Origin of the sequence: Candidatus Angelobacter sp. (assembly GCA_035607015.1) — a bacterium.
GTDB lineage: Bacteria > Verrucomicrobiota > Verrucomicrobiia > Limisphaerales > AV2 > AV2.
In genome coordinates, this window is sequence record DATNDF010000133.1 from 1 (window position 1) to 6,151 (window position 6,151).

Consider the following 6,151-nt stretch of genomic DNA (forward strand, 5'->3'; position numbering starts at 1 on the left):
CCGATGGCCAGGGGCAACAAACCCAGCGCCGTGACGAGCGCCGTCATCAGGATCGGCACGAGCCGCTCGGTGGCCCCGCGCAACGCGGCTTCGAGTCCCCACGTCATGCCCTCCTCACGCACCAGATGTTCGAAATGTGACACCATCATGATCGAATTCCGCATCGTGATGCCAAACAGCGTCACGAATCCGACCATGGTGCCGAGCGACAGCATCCCCAGGTTCATCGCGGACAACACGCTCCAAAGATTGCCTAACGACGCAATCGGATGCGCCGAGAAACGTAACGGATGAGACAGCAATTCGCGCAGATGAACACCAAATCTTGCGAGCGTCGAAAAAGTTCCCGACCAGTCTTCGTTGGAAAACAGCACAACTGCAAAAACTCCGCCGACCAGCGCGAACGGCACGTTCGCCAGCACCAACAGGAGGTTTCTTCCCTGCCGGAAAACAACAGCCAGCAGAATCACAATTCCCACGCCCGCAATCAGTGAGTGAATCAGCAATTCCTGCCGGGCGTTCGCCTGTTCCTGCGCGGCTCCGGTGAATTCGAGATAAACGCCCGCGGGCAGTTCCACCTTCGCCGCGATCTGTTTTCGGGCATCCGCCACGAAAGACGCGACGTCACGCCCGCTCGGGTTGCAGGTAACGGTTTGCCGACGCCGCGCGCCGTCATGGAGGATCGAGTAGCGGCCCGTGGTCAGGTAAACGTCCGCGAGTTCCCGCAGGGGCAGCCGGACTCCCTGCGCATTTGCCAGCATCAACGAGCCGACCGTTTCCGGGTCCCTTCGTTCGGCGGGGGACAGGATCACCAGCACGTCAAAGACCCTGTTGCCTTCGTAAGTTTGCGCGACGACCGTGCCCTGGTACGCCGTCTCGACGGCGGCGAGCAGGTCCACCGGACGGAAACCGAATTGGGTCACGCGATCCGCGCGGAGCCGGATGGCGAGCCGCGGCGCTCCGGGCGGCGCTTTCACCTGCACGTCCGCTGCACCGGGAACGGACGACAGCACGGACGAGACTTCATTCGCCTTCTGGTCAAGCACGTCGAGGTCGTCGCCGAAGATGTTCACAACCACGCTCGCCGTCTCCCCGGAAATCGTTTCACCGATGCGATCGCCGAGAAATGTCAGCACCTCGAACTGGATGCCCGGAAATTTGGCGAGCGTCTCGCGGATCTCGTCCTGCACCTTCGCTTCGTCCAGATTGGAGTCGTGCTTCAACTCGACGTGAAATTCACTCCGATGCGGCCCCCAGGTGTCCTCGCCCATTTCGGCGCGGCCAGCCTGCTGTTCGACGGTCTGGATGCCCGGATTCTTCAGGAGTTCCTCGGAGATACGCCCGCCGAGTCGCAACATTTCCACCAGTGAAGTTCCCGGCGCCGTCGAAATCTGCACCACGAAATGGCCTTCGCGGAAATCCGGCATGAAGGCGCCGCCGAGAAACGGCAGCGTCGCCGTCGCAGCAATGAACAGGGCCAGCGCCGCTCCGAGGACCGTCCGCGGCGCGCGGCTGACGCGTTCGAGCGCGCGTCGGTGAAGCGCCTTCAATGCGGCGATGTACCCCGGCTCTGTGTGCGGCTTGATCCGCGAGAGTACCAGAAGGCACAGCCCCGGCGTGACCGTGAGTGCCACCACCAGAGACGCCAGGTTGGCGAGAATGAAAGCGATGCCAAGCGGACCAAAGAAACGGCCCTGCAACCCGCTCATCGTCAGCACCGGCAGAAAGACCAGCGCCACGACGAACGTGGCGTAAACCACGGCGCTGCGCACTTCCAGCGCGGCGTCCAAGACCACCTGAAACAATGGACGCGGCGTCGCGCGCCCGAGGTTTTCCCGCATCCGCCGCAGGATGTTTTCCACGGTGATGATGGCGTCGTCCACGACGACACCGATGACCGCTGCGAGGCCGCCAAGGGTCATCGTGTTGAGCGTGACGCCGGCATGGTCCAGCACGATGACCGCCGCGAGGAGCGAGAGAGGAATTGCCGTGAATGAAATAAACGCTGTTCGCAGGTCGAACAGGAACAGGAATAATACCACCGCGACCAGCGCCGCGCCGAGCAGCAACGACGATTTCATGTTGTGAATCGCGTTCTCAATGAACGTCGCCGGGCGATGCAGGCCGGGCACGTATTCGATGCCCTCGCTCTGGAAGACGGGTTTCAGATCCTCCAACGCCTTCTCGACCTCTTTGGTCACGTCCATGGTGTTGGCGAGGTACTGGCTGGCCGTCGTCATCAGGATTCCCGGCCTGCCCATGATCAGCGCGCTGCCGAACGGCGGTTGCGGCGCTTCGAGGACGTCCGCCACGTCTTTTAGCCGGACGCTTTGGCCCTCGTGTTGCGCGACCACGACCTGGCCAATCTGCTGCGGCGTGAGCGACTGCCCTTCGGTTTGCAGCACGACCCGTTGCGGCGCGGTTTCGATGAAGCCGGCGCCCCGCACGCCGGTGGATGCGCGCGCCGCGGCGAGCACGTCCTCCAGCGAAAGGCCGAAAGCCGCCAGCCGGTCCGACTTCACCTGGATCTGGATCTGCCGCACCTCGCCGCCGAAAACTTTCACGCCCGCCACACCCTGCACCGAAAGCAATCTGGGCTTGACCACCCAGTCGGCAAACGTCCGCAGCTGCATCGGCGACATTTTTTTCGAGATCAGACCGAACTTGAGCAGGTCCATCGTGGACGACGTGAGCGGCGACATGGTGGGAGCCTTTACTCCGGCGGGCAGTTGACCCGACAGTTGCGCCAGATTCTCCGTCAGCAACTGGCGCGCGATGTAAATGTCCGTCCCTTCCTTGAACACGGCCGTGACCACTGAAAGTCCCTGAATGGATTCGGAACGGATGGATTGAAGATTGCCGGCGCCGTTCAGGACGCTTTCGATGGGGCGCGTCACCAACGACTCCACCTGCTCCGGCGCCAGCCCTGGCGCTTCCGCCTGCACGGTGACCTGCGGCTGCACAAACTCGGGAAAAACATCCAGCTTCGCATTGCTGGCGACGAACAGACCGTATCCGATCAGGACGCACGCCAGCGCCACGACGATTCCACGGTTGCGCAGGGAAAGATCAACGATTCGTTTCAGCATCGCCTTAGTCCCTGGCTCCGCTCATGTAACCGCTGCCGTTGAGTTCCACCGAAAAAACCGCCTGCGCGCCACTGACCACGATGCGGTCCCCGGCCGTGACGCCCTTGGGAACAAACCACCCGGCTTCCGTGGGGCGGTCCAGTTCAATCTCATGACGGACAAACGCGTCTTCGCCCGTCTGCAGATAGACCCACCCCTTGCCCTCGTGGCGAACCACCGCGGAACGTGGCACCACGACGCCGCTCAATTTGTCGCCGGCCACCTGCAGGTAACCCGTGAGGGACGACCCGGGTGGCAAGCCCGGCGGCGCGCCCTTGATCAGGAAAAGAAATCCCTGGCCCTGCGTCTGCGGGTCAACGCTCGTCGCCGCATCGAAGAATCCGGCTGTGACAGGACGCTCGGGGTCGTTGAGCAGGACGAGCCGGGCGGAAATCGGCGCAGATCTCAAACTCTCCCCCGCCGGAAGGTCGATTCGGACCAGTGAGCTGTCGCCGTTCACCAGCGATTTGACGAACGCCGGAGGATCGTCGCGGTTCAGGGCCGCTTTGCCCCAGCCCAGGGCGAGTTTCGTCCGGAGTGACTCCACCAGCAACTGGTCGCGCCTGGCCGCGGCTTCGGCGGTTTGCAGCGCGCGCGCGGACGCGTTGTTCTGTTCAGCCAGGGTCCGCAGACGGTCGAATTCCCGCTGCGACGTTTCCATGGCCACGTGGGCCGTAACCAGATCGGCCATCAGGGCGGCCAGCGGCGCGGGATCGAGCACGCGGCCGAAACCCTTTGCTTCCGGCTGCCATTGCGCCGCCGACGGGACGGCGGTTTGCAAACCCGCGCGCTTCTGAGTCCCGGCGTCGAGGATGACGATGGTTTCACCGTTTGTGCCGCGTCTGACCTGCGATTGTTCAGCGCCCGGCGTCCCGGCTTCCTTTTCGCCCCCGGACTTTGAACACGCCGCGGACAGCGCGACAAGCAGGGCCGCCGTCAAGGAAGTGGCGAGGTTCGCCTTCAGAAACTGCAGAGGATTCCTGAAGCAGCGGCTTTGGTTCTGGCGGCGCGCTGGAAACGGCCGACCGGAGTTGAGTTCTGCCTTCTGCATGGACGTCATTGGGTTTGTTTGTTGAGTCCCGACCGGTCCGGCGCCTGTTCAACGATGTTCGTCAGGGCCGAGTCCGAAGCCGACCCGGCGACGGACTCAATCGGACGCTGCAACGCGTCCTCCAGTGCGCCGAGCGACTGCTGCCACTTCACTTGTCCGTCGAGCTGCGCGACGGCCGCCATGCCCAGCTCCAGTTGTGCGGTCAGCGTATCCAGCGAGTCAACCGCGCCCGCCTTCAACTGCGCTTCGACGGATTGTTGTTGCCGTTGTTCGGCGGCGAGCAGCCGGTCGCCGGCCGCCAGCTGTTCCCGCGCGGTGCGCCGGGCCGCGATCGCGCGGTCGATCTCGCCGATGACTCTCGACTGCAATTCGGCGAAGCGGGCGGCGGCGACTTCGCGTTGCGCCCTTGCTTCTGCAATCGGTCCCTGGTTTTGGTTCAACACCGGCAATTCGAACGAGATGCCAAGCGTCCATTTGTTGTCCCCCTGGTCGAATTGGTACCCGGGATTGAGGTGAACATCGGGGAATTGCTTCGCCACCTGCAGCCGGAGCTCGGCCTCGGCTGCCGCATAGTCGGCGAGGGCGCCAAGGACATCCGAACGGCCCCGCAACGCGACGCCGCGGGCATCTTCCGAGGTCAGCCCATCAGCCGGGTGCTCGCTAAAATCAAACGCGAATTTGACACCGTCAATCGCTCTTGCCCTCAGGCCGATGCATTGCGCGAGCCGCGCGCGCGCTTCGGCTCGTTTTGATTTCGCGTCGCCCAGATCGATCAGGGTTTTGCTCATGGCGATTCTCGCGCCGGTCAGTTCCGGTTGAGCAATGGCTCCGGCGGCGAGGCGTTGTTCGAGCCGTTTGACGATTTGCTCCTGGACGCTGAGTTGTTTTTCCAACAACGCGGCACGGGCGTTGGCGGCCGTGAGTTCAAGCAGGTTCGCGCGCACGCCGCTTCGCACCTGCCAGGCGACGGTTGCAATGTTCAACCGGGCGGATTCGGACAGGTGCCGGGCCTTCGCCACCCGTTTGCCGCGCTTGCCGGACGTTTCGACCGGCACATCGAGATTGAAGAAGGGAATCCAGGGCGACAATCCGTTCGCGGCGCTGAAGTCGTATCCCGGGGTCAGCCCCAGCGTTGGATTCGGCCGCCCGCCCGCGGTGCGTGTGCCCGCTTCCGCGGCGCTCCATTGCGCCCGCGCGACGTCGAGAGCCGGATTGAAGTAGAACGCCGCGAGTGTGAGCATTTGCAAATCCCACGTTTTGACCGGCCACGCATCGAGTTCGTGGCCGAGACCGGTTTCAAGAAATGTTTTCAGACCGGCGTCGTCGAGCCGGCGCGCCTCGAGCCTCGCAGCGGTCTCCTCCGGGGCAATCGGCTTGGACTCGAATCGGACGCAGCCCGCGCACGATAACGTCAGCGAAACGATTGGAATCCAGTATTTCAAGGTGAACTGCGCCTGCCCAGCGTCGCGGCTCCATTCGTGGGATCGCAGGTTGCTGTCGAACACCGGAACACTCCGGCGTGCCCGCGCATTTTGTTGCCAAGGAACAAGCGGATGGTTATTCTCTCAAAAGACGTTGAAAAGCAAATTCTCTCCTTCCTATGCAAACAATATCTCGTTGTTTTATCGGTGTCCTTGCGGCCGGTCTATTGATTAACGCGTGTGTGATCGTTCGTGGCGCGGCCGGACCCTATCATTTCCTGAAAGAAATCCCGGTCGGCGGCGATGGCGGGTGGGATTATTCGTCCGTGGACGAGGCCGGACGCCGCCTCTATGTGAGCCACGGGACGAAGGTTGTCGTCATTGACCTCGACAAGGAAGTCGTCGCCGGCGAAATCGCCGACACTCCGGGCGTCCACGGCCTTGCGCCTGCGCCCGACCTTCACAAGGGATTCTCGAGCAATGGCCGGGAAAACAAGGCGAGCGTCATTGATCTGAAAACGTTGCAGACGCTTTCGAAGGTGGACACCGGA

At 62.9% G+C, this 6,151-nt stretch carries 4 protein-coding genes; 1 reads left to right on the forward strand and 3 read right to left on the reverse strand.

From position 1 onward, the window contains the following. From VN887_05505 to VN887_05515, 3 genes are all read right to left on the reverse strand, one after another. The coding region (locus tag VN887_05505; protein HXT39460.1) for an efflux RND transporter permease subunit at positions 1-3,089 on the reverse strand (3,089 nt) is incomplete at its 3' end. 4 nt (positions 3,090-3,093) lie between these two features. Continuing rightward, on the reverse strand, positions 3,094-4,179 hold the full coding sequence (locus VN887_05510; GenBank protein ID HXT39461.1) for a hypothetical protein: 1,086 nt from the start codon (positions 4,177-4,179) through the stop codon (positions 3,094-3,096). Positions 4,180-4,184: 5 nt separating this feature from the next. Continuing rightward, entirely contained in the window at positions 4,185-5,684 is a 1,500-nt protein-coding gene (locus VN887_05515) for a TolC family protein (protein ID HXT39462.1), read from the reverse strand. 95 nt (positions 5,685-5,779) lie between these two features. Here VN887_05515 and VN887_05520 point away from each other — a divergent pair. Next, a partial coding sequence (locus VN887_05520; GenBank protein HXT39463.1) for a YncE family protein occupies positions 5,780-6,151 on the forward strand: 372 nt, incomplete at its 3' end.

What these genes read in the sequence shown, in the direction of transcription:
- VN887_05510 (HXT39461.1), bottom strand. Translation starts at nt 4,179, where the DNA reads ATGCAGAAGGCAGAACTCAACTCCGGTCGGCCGTTTCCAGCGCGCCGC.